At 46.1% G+C, this 501-nt stretch carries 1 protein-coding gene; it reads left to right on the top strand.

Translation table 11 applies throughout. From position 1 onward, the window contains the following. On the top strand, window positions 1-501 hold a 501-nt coding region (locus tag R7190_RS31275; RefSeq protein WP_318138400.1), incomplete at both ends, for a TRCF domain-containing protein.

Genomic DNA, 501 nt, shown 5'->3' with positions numbered 1-501 from the left:
TTAACGCCACATCCAAAAGCAATGACCAAAGATGCCATTAAACGTCTCGATGCCATTGCTTCACTGGAAGACTTAGGCGCGGGCTTTACTCTGGCAACGCACGATTTGGAAATTCGTGGCGCTGGTGAACTGCTTGGTGACGAACAAAGTGGTCAAATTCAATCTGTTGGTTTTACACTGTATATGGAAATGCTTGAACAAGCGGTTGAAGCGTTGAAAGAAGGTAAAGAGCCATCATTGGATGATCTGCTTCGCGAACAAACAGAAGTGGAACTGAGAATCCCAGCGCTACTGCCTGATGATTACATTCCAGACGTCAATACGCGTCTGTCGATGTACAAACGAATTGCGAGTGTGAGCGACAGCGATGAGCTATCCGAATTAAAAGTTGAGCTGATCGACCGCTTTGGCTTACTTCCTGATGCCGCGAAGAACTTGCTGGCTGTCTCAGAATTGAAATTTGCCGCAGGTAGTATTAAAGCGAAGAAGATAGAAGCCCAT

The sequence above is a fragment of the Vibrio sp. 1078-1 genome, from assembly GCF_033340475.1.
The sequence above is the reverse complement of the archived record's forward strand: the minus strand, read 5'-3'. Positions and strand labels throughout refer to the sequence as shown.